Below are 16,726 nucleotides of genomic sequence, written 5' to 3'. Positions count from 1 at the left end.
TTTTTTAAAATAGAAAAAAGTTAGCAGAGAAAGGAAGAGGGACATGTCGTTTACCTGGCTAAAAACTATCAGCCTGATGCTTTTACTTCTGGTCCTTTCTGGCTGTAATCAATCGATTGATGACCAAATTGCGAATGGGCTCCAATTAACGGAGACGGTTTTTGCTGAAGAGCCAGAAGAACATACGGAGAAAATTGGAGATATCAAATTATACTTACCTTCAAACTTTAAAGTTGAAGACAGTTCAGATGCTTATAATATTGTGATTTCAAAAGGAAAAGAAAGCTATATTCTTTTTATTAATGATGAAGAAGCGCAAGACAGTAAACTTTATTATAATCTTTTAAAAGAAAATGAAGCGGACAAAATTATCGAAGAGTCGACTTATGACAAGAATGGTCGTTTTGGCTTCACTGCGGTTCTAAAGACGGAAGATAAAAATGAGATGGAGCTAATTGTTAGTAGCGGCGGCGTGAAAATGACAACGATTTCCCAGACCAAACATATTGAAACTAATTTGCGTGAGATGACGAAAATTGTACATTCGGTTAAAATGAAGTAAATAGATTGGATTGAACAGACGGTTCACAAACATGTGAGCCGTTTCATTTTGAAGTCAGGATGTGAGAAAAATGAAGCAATTGAAATCAGAACAACTGATAGAGCTATTAAAAAAACGATTGAATGAAGAGAAATACGAATTTCATTTTGATAAAAAGCATGATAAATTACGATTGAATCATAAGACGATTGACAAAGGAATGGAGCTCTCATTACCTGGTATCTTAGCAAAATACAATGATAAGCAAGAGGCAGCGATTGAGGAAGTTGTCTATACGATTGAGCAGACTTTTAATGCGATGGAGCAAGAAAAAGAACAAGGCTTTCAAACGACTACACAAATTTATCCTATTATACGTGCGACTTCTTATCCCCAAGCATCTAAAGAAGGACATGCGTTTATTACAACTGAGCATACAGCGGAGACACGTATTTTTTATGCGCTCGATTTGGGTAAAACCTATCGTTTTATTGATGAATCCATGCTAGAAGCATTACAATTAACGGTAGAGCAAATTCGAGAAATGGCACGCTTTTCAGTAAAGCAATTACCAACCGCATATAAAAAGGATGAGGTAGCAGGTAATCTATTTTATTTTGTCAATGTGAATGATGGCTACGATGCTAGCCGTATTTTAAATGAGAGTTTTTTGACAGACATGCGAGCACTGGTGGAAGGCGATATGACATTGTCTGTGCCACATCAAGATGTGTTAATTATAGGTGATATTCGCAATGAAACAGGGTATGATGTATTAGCACAGATGACGATGCATTTCTTTACTGTCGGTATAGTACCGATCACATCATTATCTTTTATTTATGAAGATGGGGAACTAGAACCAATCTTTATTTTAGCCAAAAACAGAGTGAAAAAGGAGCAAGAAAAACAATGAACGTATTTTACAACAAAGACCATGTAGGAGATGTCTTACTAGTTCAATTAGCAACCGAGTCTATTGTGAAAACAGTAGTAGAACGAGCTGGAGATATCGCTATTTTAAAAGAAGCACAAACAGGAGAAATAAAGGCGTTTAATTTATTTAATGCAAGCAGCTACATCCAAACAGATGCAAGAGGCTTAGTGGAAGTGACACCAGAACTAGTAGCACAACTAACTGCAGCCATCGAGAAAAATGGAGCTACAATCAACCTTGATGTTGACTTTTCTCCAAAATTTGTGGTGGGTTATGTGGAAACAAAGGACAAGCATCCGAACGCTGATAAATTAAGTATCTGTTCCGTAAATGTAGGCGATGAGACATTGCAAATTGTTTGTGGTGCTCCTAATGTAGAAGCAGGTCAGAAGGTAGTTGTTGCCAAAATTGGTGCAGTAATGCCTTCAGGTATGCTCATTAAAGCAGGAAATTTACGTGGTGTTGAGTCTTACGGCATGCTTTGCTCAGCTCGTGAATTAGCCATTCCTAACGCTCCTTCTGAAAAAGGAATTTTAGTATTACCGGAAGATGCCACTATTGGTAGTGCTTTTGAAACACCAACTAAATAGAAATGCCTTTATTTGAAAAGGAATTTATTAAAATTTAAATGTTTTATCATGATATTATTCCTTGTATCAAGGTGAAATGCCCTAAATCGTTATGTTACTAATATGCTAGTAGCGTAACGATTTTTTTGTTTAGAATGAGCCTCTAAATGCAAGTTTCAAGAGCGTTTTTATGGTATGCTTTTTGATATAGACATTGAGCTATTAATTATATGAATCAAGCCAATGCTATAAATGAAGTGTAAGAGAAATGAGTGAAACGAAGTGAACTGGTTTAAAAAACAAATTAATAAATTTATAAATAAAGAAGATGAATATTACGAGTATGAAGAATATTATGATGGCTACGAAGAAGAGCAGACAGAGCAACTACATACGCAAAATGAAGTACCGATGGCTAAGCAGAAGACTTTCCGTTTTCCATTGATTGACGATGATGAAAGCGGGACATCCTACACACCACAAAAAGAAATGTTTGATCAAATGGGTAATGATGATTATGGACAGATTGGTGATTTATCTTTACCGAAGCATTTAAACCACCATATTGTTGACTCCAGTGTTTATGATGTGGAGGTTTCAGGGATTCGTGATTTATTAGCAAATCGTTCAAAACGCACTGGTCGAAAAACAACGATGAAAAGTCAGCCTGTAGAACAGCAATATCGTTCACGAGCAAGCTTAGTGTTTCGGGATGCACAACATGAGACAGTCAATGTTAAGTCTGCGTCTGCACCAGCATCTGTTTCGAAAGAGAAAAAGCAGTGGAAGGAACAAAAAGTTGAAAGCATTTTACCTGAGAATCGTAAACGCTTTGTGCCAACAGATGTACCTTCACCCGTCTATGGATTTGCCAAACCAAGTCCCATCAAAGAATTATTAGATAAAAGAAAAGAAGAATACGAGGAGCAAGAAACCTCGGTACATGATGCCGAAATGGTGACGGTTACGAACTCTATAAAAGAAACGACAACAAATGAGGCTAATGAAAATATACTAGAAGAAAAAGAGCCGGCTAGCATAGATCAAATGGTTGAAGTAGAGCAGTATGAAATAATTGAACCTGATGAGCTACCTTTAGCAAATGAGCCTATTCATTTTGATGATGATGTATCGGTAGAGGCTAATGGTGAGCAGGAGAGTATGTCATCTAATATGGCTATACCTCAAACAACATCATTTGCCATGGCCTTTGAAGATCAAGTGAAAGAAGCTGTTCTGCAAGACCAAACAGTTCAACAACTTTCTGCCGATCAATCTGAAATTCACGTGAAAGAAATGATAGTAGAGCAAGTACAAATCGAAAATTCCACGATTCATATCGGAGAGGTAACAGTTGTACAGCCATCGAAGGATGACCCATTACTTGTTGACGACCAACCTGCTGATACGGTGCAGAAGGAAGAAACAAGTCGTATTCCTTTTAATGTCCTCATGTTAAAAACGGATAAAGAAAAATGGAGAATCCAACAGCAAATGAAAAAGGCACAGCCTATTCATGTTGAAAGTACTCAGAAAGCAATGGAAAACGAACCAGTGGATGTGGCGGTAGCCTATGAAGAGGAAGAATCATGTTCTCCAGACAGTGTTGTAATAATAGATCGTCCCCAACCAGCTGATTCACTAACAGAAGAGGATCTTGTTGAGTCAATGACAGAGCATATGCCATTGCAAGATGATTTAGCATTGCATCAATATGCCAAGGACGATACGCGAAATGCTACTACTCCACCTAGCTCTGAAGACAATGTAGCAGTCATTACAATGACACCTGTGACAACAATGTCTGGTGTATTAACGCAAGAAAGAACAGAAATTGAAAAAGCCGCTATTGATGAAATTTCAGCTACTACTGAGCTAGAGCTAGAGCTAGAACGAGATTTAGAGCCAGAGCTAGAATCAGAGCTAGAACGAGATTTAGAGCCAGAGCTAGAATCAGAGCTAGAACGAGATTTAGAGCCAGAGCTAGAATCAGAGCTAAAATGGGATTTAGAGCCAGAGCTAGAATCAGAACTAAAACGAGATTTAGAGCCAGAGCTAGAATCAGAACTAAAACGAGATTTAGAGCCAGAGCTAGAGTCAGAACTAAAACGAGATTTAGAACCAGAACCAGAACTAACTACCAACACGGATGAAATTTCAGAAATTGTAGCGTATGGTCCTGTACAATCTGTTGACAAGCAAGAGGAACCACCAGTATTTGAAATGGAAGCACAGGAAGCTGAAAAACCTGCAAAGCCAGTTCATGTCTATCAAAAGCCTACAGATGAGTATTTAGAGCCACCAGAGGAGAAAACACAGGATACGGATTGGATGGAACAACAGGGAGATACATTGGTCGAGGCACTTTCTTATTTCCAGGTTTCCGCTCAAATTGAATCGATTATGCAGGGGCCAGCTGTTACGCAATTCGAAATAACGGTGAGCCATGGTACAAAGGTTAGTAAAATCCGAAACTTAGCCGATGATTTAAAACTGGCCTTAGCAGCAAAAGATATTCGTATTCAGGCACCAATCCCTGGAAAAAGTTCAATAGGTATTGAGATTCCAAACCGCGTATCTCGTGCTGTTCGACTGTCAGAGGTGACAAATAGTGCCTCTTTCCTTGAATCGGATTCTCCATTAGAGGCAGCGTTAGGTCTTGATTTAACAGGAAAGCCTGTTACATTAGATTTGCGAAAAATGCCTCATGGCTTAATTGCTGGTGCAACGGGTTCGGGTAAATCTGTTTGTATTAATTCCATTTTGGTTAGTTTATTATATAAAGCTGCACCACATGAGTTAAAACTCATGCTGATCGACCCTAAAATGGTAGAGCTTGCACCATTTAACCATATTCCGCATTTAGTTAGCCCTGTTATTACAGATGTGAAGGCAGCAACGGCTGCACTGAAATGGGCAGTGGAGGAAATGGAGCGTCGCTATCAGCTATTTGCTCATGCAGGTGCACGTGATATTACACGTTATAATGCAATAGCAGATAAAAATAATGAGCATAGCTTGAAGCTACCCTATATTTTAATTGTCATTGATGAGTTAGCTGATTTAATGATGATGTCTCCCGCCGATGTAGAGGAGGCCATTTGTCGAATTGCTCAAAAGGCACGTGCTTGTGGTATTCATTTAATTGTTGCGACGCAAAGACCTTCTGTGGATGTTATTACAGGGTTAATCAAATCAAATATTCCTACACGTATTGCCTTTGCTGTTTCCTCACAAATTGATTCTCGTACTATTTTAGATGGGCAGGGAGCAGAAAGATTACTTGGGCGAGGGGATATGCTATATTTAGGTAACGGTATGTCAGCGCCAGTGCGACTACAGGGAACATTTGTGACAGATGATGAAATTGAAGCCATTATTGAGCATGTTCGTGAGCAGGGAGAGCCTGATTATATTTTCGATCAAGAGGAGTTATTGAAGAAAACAGAGGTGTCCGCAGAACAGGATGATCTGTTTGAAGATGTTTGCCGATTTGTCTATGAGCAAGGTGGCGCCTCAACCTCATTGATTCAACGAAAGTATCATATTGGCTATAATCGTGCTGCTCGTTTAATTGATATGTTAGAATCACATGGCTTTGTTTCGGAGGCAAGAGGAAGTAAGCCGCGTGAAAGTTACATTACAGAAGAAGATTTAATTACTATGTTTGAATAAGAATTGCATTGTTTTCGTCTAGATTATCTAATTTACGTCGATTTTAGTTTTTTTAGAAAAGTTACACATCTATCCTTATGCATAAAAAGTGCTATAATAGACAGGATGTGTTGAATAGTACGTATTTTTTAACACTTGTGAAGGTATTAATACCTAACGATACGTGAAATAATACGTTACACCTAATAGATGATAGATGGGATATTGAAATTCCCGGGGGGTTTAATTAATGACAGTTTTTCATTTCACAGGCATTAAAGGTTCTGGCATGAGTTCGCTTGCACAAATCTTATTTGATGCTGGTGAACAAGTACAGGGCTCAGATGTCGATAAATATTTCTTCACGGAGCAGCCGTTACGTGAACGTAATATTCCAATTTTTACATTTAATGCAGATAATATTAAAGAAGGCATGACAGTAATTGCAGGAAATGCGTTTCCAGACGATCATCCTGAATTAGTACGTGCCCAAGAAATCGGTGTAGAAATCATTCGTTACCATAAATTTTTAGGTGAATATATTGGCAACTATACATCCATTGCAATCACAGGTGCGCATGGTAAAACATCTACAACAGGCTTGATGGCACATGTTGTAGGCGGTTATAAGCCAACATCTTATTTAATTGGTGATGGTACAGGTGCAGGGCATGAAAATGCTGATTTCTTTGTGATGGAAGCATGTGAATATCGCCGTCACTTCTTAGCCTACAATCCAGATTATGCTGTGATGACTAATATCGATTTTGATCATCCAGACTACTTTGCCAACATAGAGGATGTATATTCTGCATTTCAATCATTAGCGTTACAAGTGAAAAAAGCGATCATCGCATGTGGTGATGATGAACAGCTTCAGCGTATTCAAGCAAAAGTACCAGTTGTCTATTATGGATTTGGTGCTGAAAATGACTTCGAAGCGCGTAATGTAGAAAAAACAACTAAAGGTACAAAATTTGATGTATTTGTTCGCAATGAATTTTATAGTACTTTCTTTATCCCGTTATTTGGGGATCATGCTGTTTTAAATACATTGGCTGTCATTACGCTATGCGAATATGAAGGCATTTCACCTGATATTATTCAGGAGCGTCTACACACATATAAAGGTGTTAAGAGACGTTTTACTGAAACCGATATAGGGGATACTGTTTTAATAGACGACTATGCACACCATCCAACGGAAATTCGTGCAACAATTCAATCGGCACGACAAAAGTTCCCTGAACGTGAGCTAGTTGCTATTTTCCAACCACATACATTTACACGTACCCAAGCTTTTTTACAAGATTTTGCGGATAGTTTGAGCCTTGCAGATACAGCCTATTTATGTGATATATTTGGCTCTGCAAGAGAAACGCAAGGTGCACTATCTATTCATGATTTAGCGTCTCTTATCGAAGGCAGTGCAGTGATTACCACTGAAGGAATTGATATATTAACAAAACATAAAGGCGCGGTATTTTTATTTATGGGCGCTGGTGATGTTCACAAGTTCCAAGATGCTTTTGAAGACGTGCTTACAAACAATGAAACAGCTTAGTCCGTAGGGGTTAAGCTGTTTTTTCTCAAATTTGAGAAGGAATTCCGTTTTTTTTGTCGAAGATAGGGAAAGTAATAGTAAAGACAATTTACTAGCAGGAGGTTATCTTATGGAAGTGATTTTGTATATTGCAGCCATTATTGCTGCAATCGGATTTTTAATTTTATGTGTGAGCGTTGGTATGACATTATTTTCGCTCAAGTCCATTTTAAACAGTTTAGCTGGGACATTATCAGGGATTGAAGGACAAATGGAAGGCATTACGCGTGAAACAACGTCCTTATTAACAAAAACAAATAGCTTAGCAGATGATATTCAACATAAATCGGAACAATTAAATTCAGTTGTTCAAGCTGTTAAAGGTATTGGTGATTCCGTTAATGGTTTAAATAATTCTGTACAGCAAATCACTTCTTCTGTTTCTAAAAGCGTAGAACAAAACGAAGAAAAAATTGCACAGGTTGTACAATGGAGTAATGTGGCGATGGGTATTGCGGATAAGTGGAAAAAACGCAAAATCATTGAGCAAGAGTCAGTTTCTGAGGATGCCTATGCATTTGAAACGGTACAAGTAGAAGAAAAGCCAAAAAGAAAATGGGGTCGTAAAAAATGATAATTATTCAGTGAGTATTACATGCTGACTGAATAAAAATAAAGTCTTAGACATAAGTTGTAGATGCATCTGTGAAAGTAGATGGACAACCAGTCTAGACAAATTTGATAATAAGATGGGGAGGAATTGTTGTATGACAACTCAAAAGCCAAATTTTAACGAAGTAAAGGAACAACAGCTTGAAAGTTCTTTACCTCAGCTTTATCATTCACAAGACTCGATTTATGAAGAGGAGCGTGTAAACATGAAAGATTTTGTGATTGGCGCATTAGTCGGAGGAATCGTAGGTGCTGCGGCAGGTCTACTATTAGCCCCAAAATCAGGAAAAGATTTACGTAGTGATGTGGCGGTACAAGCTGTTCAGTTAAAAGATAAGAGTGCAGACTTCTCGACAACTGCAAAAGATAAAACGGTTCAACTTTCTAAACAACTTCAAGAACAATCTACACAATTAGTGGAAAAAGTAAAAACATTGAAAACGGCAAAAGCACCAGCTGTTTTTGATGATGGTACGGTTTCCTTTGAGGGTGAAGAACCGCTAGAGGAATTTATTCCTAGTGAGGAGCCTAAAGCACAAGAAATAAAGGAACAAACAGAAGAGACAAATGAAGAAGTACGCGCATAATGCATAATAAAAAGGGATACGTTACATGATAATGAACTGAACCCTATTTGGTAGACAGTTTAATAAAAAGGGATGTAGTTTTAGGTTAAGCCGCAATGAGATGGCTTCGGTAAGTTGCCGGAGCCATCTTTTTTAATGTCCATTGCTTTCGTGTGTGATTATAATGGTTCATATAGTCCATCACTATTGTGTGTAATTCTGCCAAACTTTCTGCTTGTTTATAGTCTACTTCATCTTTGAAATGACCGAAAAACGATTCCATTGGCGCATTATCAAGACAATTTCCTCTGCGGGACATTGATTGAAAAAGTCCCATTTCTTTTACACGCTGCTGATATTCTGGGTGTGTATAATGAATACCTTGGTCCGAGTGAATCAGCGCTTCTGGATGAAGATTGCCTTCTAGATGTGTTTTTAACTTTTCAAGCGTCTTATAGACAAGGGACATCTTTAACGTAGTAGATAATTCGTATGCTACAATTTCTCGTGTTGCGACATCTTTCACGCATGATAAATACGCCCTTTGACCACCTCTATATTGCAGATACGTAATATCTGTTAAGAATACTTTTCCTGGCTCTTCTTGCTTAAATGCTCGGTTTAAATGGTTCGGTATACGGCGATGCGCCTCTGTTGCTTTTTCTAACAGACGATACGGATTCGCACGACGTACTTTCGCATATAAATTGAACTTACGCATCAGACGAAGAATCTTTTTATGGTTCATCGGTGTGTCCAGCACATCTACCAGTGCCATATAAAATCCACGATAACCAATTTTCCCTTTCGCTTGATCATAAATTGATTTTAATAAGATGTCATCTTGATAATCAGCTTCTTCACGTAAAGCGTGTTTCTCCTTATTTTGAAGCCACTTATAATAGCCGCTTGGACTGACATTCGCTACCTGACAAAGGTGACGAGTCATCTTTTTTAATTGATAGAAACGAATTGTTTCATTGATGGCTTGGTATTTCTCTTTCGGTGTTAAAAACGATTCTTTTTCGCCTGCCTTTCCATTTCGTCGAGCTTTTTTAGCAGATGAAGCTCTGCCTCTAACAGTTGAATACGCGCTTCCGCTTTCTCAAGTTTCTTTTCTGCGGATAAGTTTTCAAGGCGTGGACGGCCAGTACTCTCATTTCCACGACGTTCCTCTAAAAAGCCTTCCTTACCATGTGTTTGATATGTTTTCTTCCAACGGCTAATTGCACTTTTAGCTTTCTTAATTCCTATCAGCTCTAAGTCAAATCCCGCTTCTCTGAAGATTTGGACTGGACCTTTTCCTTGTAAATTTGCCTGAACAGCTTTTAATTTAAAGTCGGCTGTATATTGAATTGAGCGGTCGGATACTGAGGCGACATTTGGATTCGCTTCAATTTGTCTGCGTTGGCGTTCGTTAAAAATTATTTTACTCATGATGTTCTCCCGTTCATAAATGGTATGGTTAGTATAACGGGGTTTTCAAACGTTGAAAATAGAAAAACCCCGAATAGGTCCACTTTTTTTAAAGTGTCCACTATTCGGGGTTCAGTTCATAATGATGTAACGTATCCCTTTTTTAAGTGATGGGGGAAGCTTCTAATAGTATTTCTAGTTGATCGCCACCAAATATTTCTGTATCAAAGCTTGCTGGTTGACCATTTCTTAAAATCGTGAAATTCCCTTTAAATGTACCTGGTAACTGCCAATTAGAGAAACGGAATACATCCTGATAAATCCAACGACTGCGATCTTTTTCTCTAAATTCGATAGTTGCTCCATTCGGCACAGTGGACAGTGGTGATACAACGTTTTGATTGACGAGCGCCTCATTTGCTGTTTTCTTTAGTTCTACAACTTCCTGTTGGAAATGAATAATGATTTTATCCTCTAGCAAAAGGTTCATTTGGTCTGCTATACGTTGTACGGTTGGTAAAGATGGTTGGTGAAAGCTAATGATATCGCCATCTTGAACCGCATAGCTCATTTTCGCTATTTTTCCATTAATCATTAGCTGTGAAGAGAATTCTGGTAAATACAAAGGTTGACTGTCCACTTGAATAGAATAGGATTCAAATTGTTTGACTAAATCCCAGTTGTTCGTGACTTTAAATACATCTTCAATTGTATCAGCTATATCAAAAACTACTCTATCACGATCATTTAAAATTGTATCAAGTGATGCAGGTGATTGATTGACAGTAATTTTTGGCTCAATCACATATTTGGTTTGTTGTATTGTAATTGTTTTTATCGCTGCATCATCAACAAGATCTCTCACTGTAGCTATTGCAGTCTGCCCATCTTGCCCTTCGATTAGCTGAATAGCATCACCCGATTTAATCAACGTTTTGGTAGATGCCTGTTGGCCATTGACCAATATTTCTGCTGGTTGCCCATGACCACCAGGGATAAAAATATCTTGTCCATTGACACTGACAGATAGCCCAAGTCCAGGTTTTCCATATAATTGCTTTGCTCGTATATTTGCCGCTAAAAAAGCATCCGCCACAGTCATTTCCTTTAATTCAAAAAGGCGAACCACTTGATTATTAACCGTTAAACTCATGTATTGAATCGGCATTTTCTTAGCAGCAATCGCAATTCCAATCGGCGTGACTAGCTCAGGTGATGCTTTTATATGTTCTTCCTTTGTAAGGTTTTGAATAGCATCAATACCTCGAACAGCGATACGATTTGCTGGTAAGTCAAGGACTTGTCCAAGTTCTGTAGTCAGATTGGGTGTTAAGCTACCACCACCAACTAACATAACGGCTTTCGGTGCGACACGATTATTGAGTCGTAAGATTTCTTCACCAATAGACTTTGCCAGTTGCTTTACTGCAGGCTCAATTGCTAATAACACCTCATCCTTTGGATAAAACTGATCAAATCCAAGGATATCTTGAATTAATATTTCTTCTGCTGTTTGGAGCTGACGTTTTGCCTCTTCTGCTACAGGGAAGTCTAGTAAATAGTGGTCGCTTAATGCTTCTGTAATTTCGTCACCAGCTGTTGGCACCATACCATAGGCCACAACTGTACTTTTATCAGTGATCGCGATATCAGATGTTCCTGCCCCTATATCAACAAGTGCCACATTTAAGCGACGCATCGTTGGCGGAATGAGCACATTAATGGCAGCAATAGGCTCTAATGTCAGTGCTTCCATTTCTAAATCTGCCCGTTTAAGAGCAGCAATAAGTGATTCTACTACAACGCGAGGTAGGAAAGTAGCAATCACTTCAATTTGTGCTTCATCACCTTGTTGATCGAGCAGACTACCAATTTCCTCGCCATCCAAGCGATAATAGAGGACTGAATAGCCTACACAATAATAGTGGCTAATCTTTGCATCCTCCTTTTGTTGTAAAAGTTGTTGCTGTGCTTGTTGAACAGCCTGAAGTTCCAAGCGACTAATATCTTCTTCAGTAAAAATAGGCCGATTACGTATATTAATGGTCACACTAGCTTGTTCAGTTTTCAAAGATCGACCTGCGGCAGCCACACTTACCTTTGTAAGAGGACCATGTTTTTCTTCGAGTTCACGTTTTATTTCATTTATTAAATCTGCCACATACATGACATTATGTATTTGACCATCTACCATGGCACGTTCTTTATGCTCTTTCACTAAAATATCTTCCACATGAAAATGGTCATTTTCTTCTTGTAGAATAATCCCGACCACTGAGCGTGTACCAATATCAAGTGCGAATAATTTAGAACTCAATGTAATCGCTTCCTTTCGCGTCATACTTGAAAAATAATTTAGCGAGTTGAAGCGCTAAATTAAAAATGCGTGACATTCTGAACAACATTGATTATAATAATGCTATTATCTAAAAATGTAACATACATTTCAGAGTTCTGAAAGTGTCTGTCATGAGGAGAGGAGCAAGTAAGCATGAGCCAAAAAGATTTAGAAAGCTTACGTAGTCAAATTGACGGTTTAAACTTAGAAATTCTTCGTCTAATTAACGAACGTGCAGCTGTAGTTGATGAAATCGGTAAGATTAAAGAAAAGCAAGGTGTGAATCGCTATGATCCACTACGTGAAAGACACATGCTCGATCTTATTAAAGAACACAATCAAGGACCATTAAACCAAATGACGGTTGATTATATATTTAAGCAAATCTTTAAAACAGCTTTAAAACAATTAGAAGCTGATAAGAAGAAGGAATTGCTTGTATCTCGTAAAAAGAAATCCGAAGATACAGTTGTTAATATTAATGGTGAATTAATTGGACAAGGGAAGCCATCTTTCGTATTTGGTCCTTGTGCAGTTGAGTCGTATGAGCAAGTAGCAGCTGTTGCCGCTTCTATTAAAGCAAAAGGTGAAAAGTTAATTCGCGGTGGTGCTTATAAACCACGTACTTCTCCATATGACTTCCAAGGTCTTGGGCTAGAAGGACTTAAAATTTTAAAACGTGTGTCAGAGGAATATGGTCTAGGTGTGATTACAGAAATCGTAACACCAGGTCATTTAGAGGAAGCATTAGACTATATAGATGTTATCCAAATTGGTGCACGTAATATGCAAAACTTTGAATTATTAAAGGCAGCAGGTGCAACAAATAAACCTGTCCTATTAAAACGAGGCTTAGCTGCTACAATTGATGAGTTCATTCATGCTGCAGAGTATATTATGTCTAAAGGCAATGAAAACATTATCCTTTGTGAGCGTGGTATTCGTACTTATGAAAAAGCAACACGTAATACATTAGATATTTCAGCTGTACCAATTTTAAAACAAGAAACGCATTTGCCAGTATTCGTAGATGTAACGCATTCAACAGGTCGCCGTGATTTATTATTACCATGTGCTAAAGCAGCCATCGCAATTGGCGCTGATGGCGTTATGGCAGAAGTGCATCCAGATCCATCTGTAGCATTGTCTGATTCACAGCAACAAATGGACATCCCAACATTTGACGCATTCTATGAAACACTACAAAAATTCATGAAAAATCATGAAATTCATGCTTAATTGTTAACAGCGAACACCGCTTGCTTACTTCGGCAGGCGGTGTTTGTTATATCGTGACAAAATAATGTCTAGAATAGGACTATTAGTACTTGGTTTTTACGTAGTTCTTCTTGAAAATAATATGAAAATTATCGTATGATAAGGCTATAATAGGAAAAAAGGGAGGCACGTACGATGACTGTTACAATTTATGATGTTGCAAGAGAAGCGAATGTTTCCATGGCAACGGTCTCTCGTGTAGTCAATGGTAATCAAAATGTAAAACCAGCAACACGAAAAAAAGTATTAGAAGTAATTGAGCGATTAGAATACCGTCCAAACGCAGTAGCGCGAGGTTTAGCAAGTAAGAAAACAACAACAGTTGGCGTGATTATCCCAGATATTGCAAACAATGTTTATGCGGAGCTGGCTCGTGGTGTAGAGGATATTGCCACGATGTATCGTTATAATATTATTTTAGCCAACTCAGATCAACATGAAGATAAAGAGTTACAGCTACTGGATACGATGCTTGGAAAACAAGTAGATGGAATTGTTATGATGAGTGATGAGGTCACAGAAAAAATGCAACAAACGATGGATCATTCTCCAGTACCGATTGTGCTAGCTGGCTCGGTTGATGAATCGCAGACAATTGCCACTGTGAATATCGATTATTTCCAAGCAGCCTATGAAGCAATTTCATTACTTATTCAAAATGGACATACACGTATTGGTTTCGTAACTGGTCCACTTTCGTATACAATTAACGGAAAATTCAAGCTAGCAGCCTATAAGAAAGCATTGCAGGATGCTGGTTTACCAATAGATGAGGCATTAATTGCCGCAGAAGAGTCTAGCTATGACATGGGCTTAGAGGCTTGGGAAATATTATCTGCTCTCGAACATCCACCAACAGCTTATTTTGCAGGTAGTGATGAGCTGGCAATCGGCTTAATTCATGGCGCACAAGACGCAGGCAAAAATGTTCCAGAGGATATTGAAGTCATCAGCTTTGAGAACTCAAAGCTAGCGCGAATGGTACGCCCACAGCTAACAAGTGTAGCATTACCGCTTTATGATATTGGGGCAGTTGCCATGCGCTTGCTGACAAAATTAATGAGCAAGGAGCCTGTCGAGGACGAGGCAGTTATTTTACCACACCGTATTGAGCATCGACAATCGGTCAAAAGTAAATAATGATGGTAACACGTAAACTTGTGAAGAGTTTGCGTGTTTTTTTATATGGATGGATAGAACTGCAAAAGTGGTGGATAGGAGTATAAAAATGATGGATAGAATTCTAAAAGCAGTGGATAAAACTATAAAAGTGGTGGATAGAACTCCAAAATGAAGAATAGAACTATAGAAGCGATGGATTAAATGCAGCGGACTATTATCGCTCCAATGAAAAAGCCTCACGTTGATCGTGAGGCAAAAAAAGTTAATCTCTTTTTTCATTTCGAATAATATGTAGCGCTTTGGCTAACATTTGAGCATTCTTCTCTTCGATTTCAGCTTTTCGAGGAATGGGCTCATATAAAGGAATTGGGTCCTCCCAAGTTGGTATAAAAGGAACAGGTGCTTCTGGCTGCCAGCGATCAAGCCATGCCTGAGGGAGTGATCCTGTTGGACATACTTGATCAGTCATTTCCAACCATAACATGGACCAGGCGCGAGGCACCACTCGCCAAATATCATAGCCACCACCACCAACAGCAATCCATTTCCCCTGACAATACTCATGTGCTAATTGATGGGCGAGCCTTGGAATTTCACGATAAATATTCATCGTTCCGTGTAAATGTGTTAACGGATCAAAAAAATGGGCATCAGCACCATTTTGTGTTAACACAACATCGGGCTTGAAAAACTCAAAGACCTCTCGCATGGACTGTTCATAGATATCTAGGAAACTTTCATCCTCTGTGAAAGCATCCATTGGAAAATTAAACGAGGTTCCATAGCCTTGACCATTGCCGCGCTCTGTGATGTTTCCTGTTCCTGGAAAGAGATAGCGGCCAGTTTCGTGAATAGACAATGTACAAACATTTGGATCCTCATAAAAGCTCCATTGGACACCGTCTCCATGATGAGCATCTGTGTCTACGTAAAGTACACGAGCATTGTATTTTTCCTGCAAGTAACGAATAGCAACCGAACTATCATTGTAAATACAAAATCCTGATGCACGACCACGGAAACCATGATGTAGCCCTCCGCCAAGGTTGAGGGCATGTTCGGCTTTATCTTCCATTACATAATCAACAGCGGTTAACGTTCCACCAACGAGCTGTGCACTTGCCTCATGCATATTGGCAAAAATAGGTGTATCTTCAGTGCCAATACCATAGCTTTCACATTGTGCTTCCGATAATTCACCATGTCCAGCTCTTTTCACGATGTCTATATATTTTGGATCATGTGCGAGCAATAACTCTTCTTCCGTTGCAACACGAGCAGGCACAATATCCACATCATCAAGAGCATTGATATTTTTTAGTAAATCCATAGTTAGCGTCAAGCGTTTATGATTGAAAGGATGTGTATCTGAAAATTTATATCCGAGTTGTTCAGGCGAGTAAACGAATACGGCCTTTTTCATTATAATGAAACACCTGGTAAATTGGGCCAAAGAACATCAAAGCCTTCTTTGCGAAGGTCTTCAATCATGGCTAAAGGATTCAGTGTTTTTACTCGGACACTTAAAATTTTATTTTGTGTATTTTCAGAATCAGGATAAACTAAGACGCTTTGGACATTGGCATGATGTTGATGAAATATTTTGGTGATTTCAAATAGAACCCCTGGCGTATCTGATACTCGGATCTCGATTTTTGAGCCAGGCTCCGTAGCACCGGTCAGCTCTATATATGTATAGAGTAAGTCTGTTGTTGTCACAATCCCTACTAATTTTCCACCAGAGACAATCGGTAAACAGCCTATTTTGGTTTCATAAAATGTAAGAGCTACCTCTTCAACGAAATCTAGTGGATGACCGATAAGCGGGTCTTTCACCATAATTTCCTCTACTTTTGCATTAAAAACAGGAGAGTGAGGTTCATCCTGTAATGATGACGGTAAGACCTCTTTAATATCTCGTTCAGTAATTACACCTAAAACGTGACGTTCCTCATCTATAACTGGTAAATGACGAACTTTTTTTTCACGCATTAGCTTTAGTGCTTCATGCACGGTATTAGTAGGCGCTAATGTGTAAGGCTCATCATTCATAATTTCTTCTACGATCATATACGCATCCCCTTTGTGTT

Annotated in this window: 13 protein-coding genes; 9 read left to right on the top strand and 4 right to left on the bottom strand. The window is 38.6% G+C overall.

Going from position 1 to position 16,726, the window contains the following annotated elements:
• Positions 1 to 43: 43 nt before the first annotated feature.
• The 7 genes from V6670_RS17140 to V6670_RS17110 all read left to right on the top strand — a co-directional run bounded on the left by V6670_RS17140 (position 44) and on the right by V6670_RS17110 (position 8,503).
• Positions 44 to 562 (top strand): hypothetical protein, encoded by a 519-nt coding sequence (locus V6670_RS17140; RefSeq protein WP_338651746.1) that lies wholly within the window; start codon positions 44 to 46, stop codon positions 560 to 562.
• A gap of 70 nt (positions 563 to 632) precedes the next feature.
• On the top strand, positions 633 to 1,457 hold the full coding sequence (locus V6670_RS17135; RefSeq protein WP_036118818.1) for a DUF1444 domain-containing protein: 825 nt from the start codon (positions 633 to 635) through the stop codon (positions 1,455 to 1,457).
• On the top strand, positions 1,454 to 2,068 hold the full coding sequence (gene ytpR, locus V6670_RS17130; protein ID WP_338651745.1) for a YtpR family tRNA-binding protein: 615 nt from the start codon (positions 1,454 to 1,456) through the stop codon (positions 2,066 to 2,068). Before V6670_RS17135 ends, ytpR begins: the two co-directional genes overlap by 4 nt.
• Before the next feature lie 261 nt (positions 2,069 to 2,329).
• Positions 2,330 to 5,722 (top strand): DNA translocase FtsK, encoded by a 3,393-nt coding sequence (locus V6670_RS17125; RefSeq protein ID WP_338651744.1) that lies wholly within the window; start codon positions 2,330 to 2,332, stop codon positions 5,720 to 5,722.
• Between the two features lie 229 nt (positions 5,723 to 5,951).
• Positions 5,952 to 7,265: a UDP-N-acetylmuramate--L-alanine ligase gene (gene murC, locus V6670_RS17120; RefSeq protein ID WP_036118824.1), complete on the top strand. Its 1,314-nt coding sequence runs from the start codon at positions 5,952 to 5,954 to the stop codon at positions 7,263 to 7,265.
• A gap of 109 nt (positions 7,266 to 7,374) precedes the next feature.
• Positions 7,375 to 7,878 carry a DUF948 domain-containing protein gene (locus tag V6670_RS17115; RefSeq protein WP_036118825.1) on the top strand — a complete coding sequence of 168 codons (504 nt, stop codon included), beginning with the start codon at positions 7,375 to 7,377 and terminating at the stop codon, positions 7,876 to 7,878.
• Between the two features lie 133 nt (positions 7,879 to 8,011).
• Positions 8,012 to 8,503, top strand: coding sequence for a YtxH domain-containing protein (locus V6670_RS17110; RefSeq protein WP_036118827.1), 492 nt, complete (start codon positions 8,012 to 8,014; stop codon positions 8,501 to 8,503).
• A gap of 85 nt (positions 8,504 to 8,588) precedes the next feature.
• Here the strand turns inward: V6670_RS17110 and V6670_RS17105 are convergent.
• Together V6670_RS17105 and pilM are read right to left on the bottom strand one after the other, a co-directional pair.
• Positions 8,589 to 9,919, bottom strand: a protein-coding gene (locus V6670_RS17105; protein WP_338651743.1) for an IS3 family transposase whose coding sequence is annotated in 2 segments (ribosomal slippage) — positions 8,589 to 9,541 and positions 9,541 to 9,919 — 1,332 coding nt in all. Because the reading frame shifts where the segments join, the coding sequence is not laid out codon by codon here.
• 142 nt (positions 9,920 to 10,061) lie between these two features.
• Positions 10,062 to 12,215, bottom strand: a complete 2,154-nt coding sequence (gene pilM, locus V6670_RS17100) for a pilus assembly protein PilM (protein WP_338651742.1) — start codon at positions 12,213 to 12,215, stop codon at positions 10,062 to 10,064.
• A gap of 174 nt (positions 12,216 to 12,389) precedes the next feature.
• Here pilM and V6670_RS17095 point away from each other — a divergent pair, with 174 nt between their 5' ends.
• Together V6670_RS17095 and ccpA are read left to right on the top strand one after the other, a co-directional pair.
• Complete coding sequence (locus V6670_RS17095) at positions 12,390 to 13,475, top strand: bifunctional 3-deoxy-7-phosphoheptulonate synthase/chorismate mutase (RefSeq protein WP_036118830.1); 1,086 nt, start codon at positions 12,390 to 12,392, stop codon at positions 13,473 to 13,475.
• A gap of 174 nt (positions 13,476 to 13,649) precedes the next feature.
• Positions 13,650 to 14,654: a catabolite control protein A gene (gene ccpA, locus V6670_RS17090; RefSeq protein ID WP_036118832.1), complete on the top strand. Its 1,005-nt coding sequence runs from the start codon at positions 13,650 to 13,652 to the stop codon at positions 14,652 to 14,654.
• 244 nt (positions 14,655 to 14,898) lie between these two features.
• On the opposite strand, the gene V6670_RS17085 is transcribed toward ccpA, so the two are convergent.
• Both V6670_RS17085 and V6670_RS17080 read right to left on the bottom strand, forming a co-directional pair.
• Entirely contained in the window at positions 14,899 to 16,059 is a 1,161-nt protein-coding gene (locus tag V6670_RS17085) for an acetoin utilization protein AcuC (RefSeq protein WP_141905320.1), read from the bottom strand.
• Positions 16,059 to 16,706, bottom strand: a complete 648-nt coding sequence (locus V6670_RS17080; protein ID WP_058843409.1) for an acetoin utilization AcuB family protein — start codon at positions 16,704 to 16,706, stop codon at positions 16,059 to 16,061. The genes V6670_RS17085 and V6670_RS17080 overlap by 1 nt, the downstream gene beginning before the upstream one ends.
• Positions 16,707 to 16,726: the final 20 nt, after the last annotated feature.

Origin of the sequence: Lysinibacillus sp. Y5S-8, from assembly GCF_036894365.1 — a bacterium.
GTDB classification, from domain to species: domain Bacteria; phylum Bacillota; class Bacilli; order Bacillales_A; family Planococcaceae; genus Lysinibacillus; species Lysinibacillus fusiformis_D.
This window is presented reverse-complemented; position numbering and strand designations above follow the sequence as displayed.

What these genes read in the sequence shown, in the direction of transcription:
- V6670_RS17140 (WP_338651746.1), top strand. Translation starts at nt 44, where the DNA reads ATGTCGTTTACCTGGCTAAAAACTATCAGCCTGATGCTTTTACTTCTG.
- V6670_RS17135 (WP_036118818.1), top strand. Translation starts at nt 633, where the DNA reads ATGAAGCAATTGAAATCAGAACAACTGATAGAGCTATTAAAAAAACGA.
- ytpR (WP_338651745.1), top strand. Translation starts at nt 1,454, where the DNA reads ATGAACGTATTTTACAACAAAGACCATGTAGGAGATGTCTTACTAGTT.
- murC (WP_036118824.1), top strand. Translation starts at nt 5,952, where the DNA reads ATGACAGTTTTTCATTTCACAGGCATTAAAGGTTCTGGCATGAGTTCG.
- V6670_RS17115 (WP_036118825.1), top strand. Translation starts at nt 7,375, where the DNA reads ATGGAAGTGATTTTGTATATTGCAGCCATTATTGCTGCAATCGGATTT.
- V6670_RS17110 (WP_036118827.1), top strand. Translation starts at nt 8,012, where the DNA reads ATGACAACTCAAAAGCCAAATTTTAACGAAGTAAAGGAACAACAGCTT.
- V6670_RS17095 (WP_036118830.1), top strand. Translation starts at nt 12,390, where the DNA reads ATGAGCCAAAAAGATTTAGAAAGCTTACGTAGTCAAATTGACGGTTTA.
- ccpA (WP_036118832.1), top strand. Translation starts at nt 13,650, where the DNA reads ATGACTGTTACAATTTATGATGTTGCAAGAGAAGCGAATGTTTCCATG.
- V6670_RS17085 (WP_141905320.1), bottom strand. Translation starts at nt 16,059, where the DNA reads ATGAAAAAGGCCGTATTCGTTTACTCGCCTGAACAACTCGGATATAAA.
- V6670_RS17080 (WP_058843409.1), bottom strand. Translation starts at nt 16,706, where the DNA reads ATGATCGTAGAAGAAATTATGAATGATGAGCCTTACACATTAGCGCCT.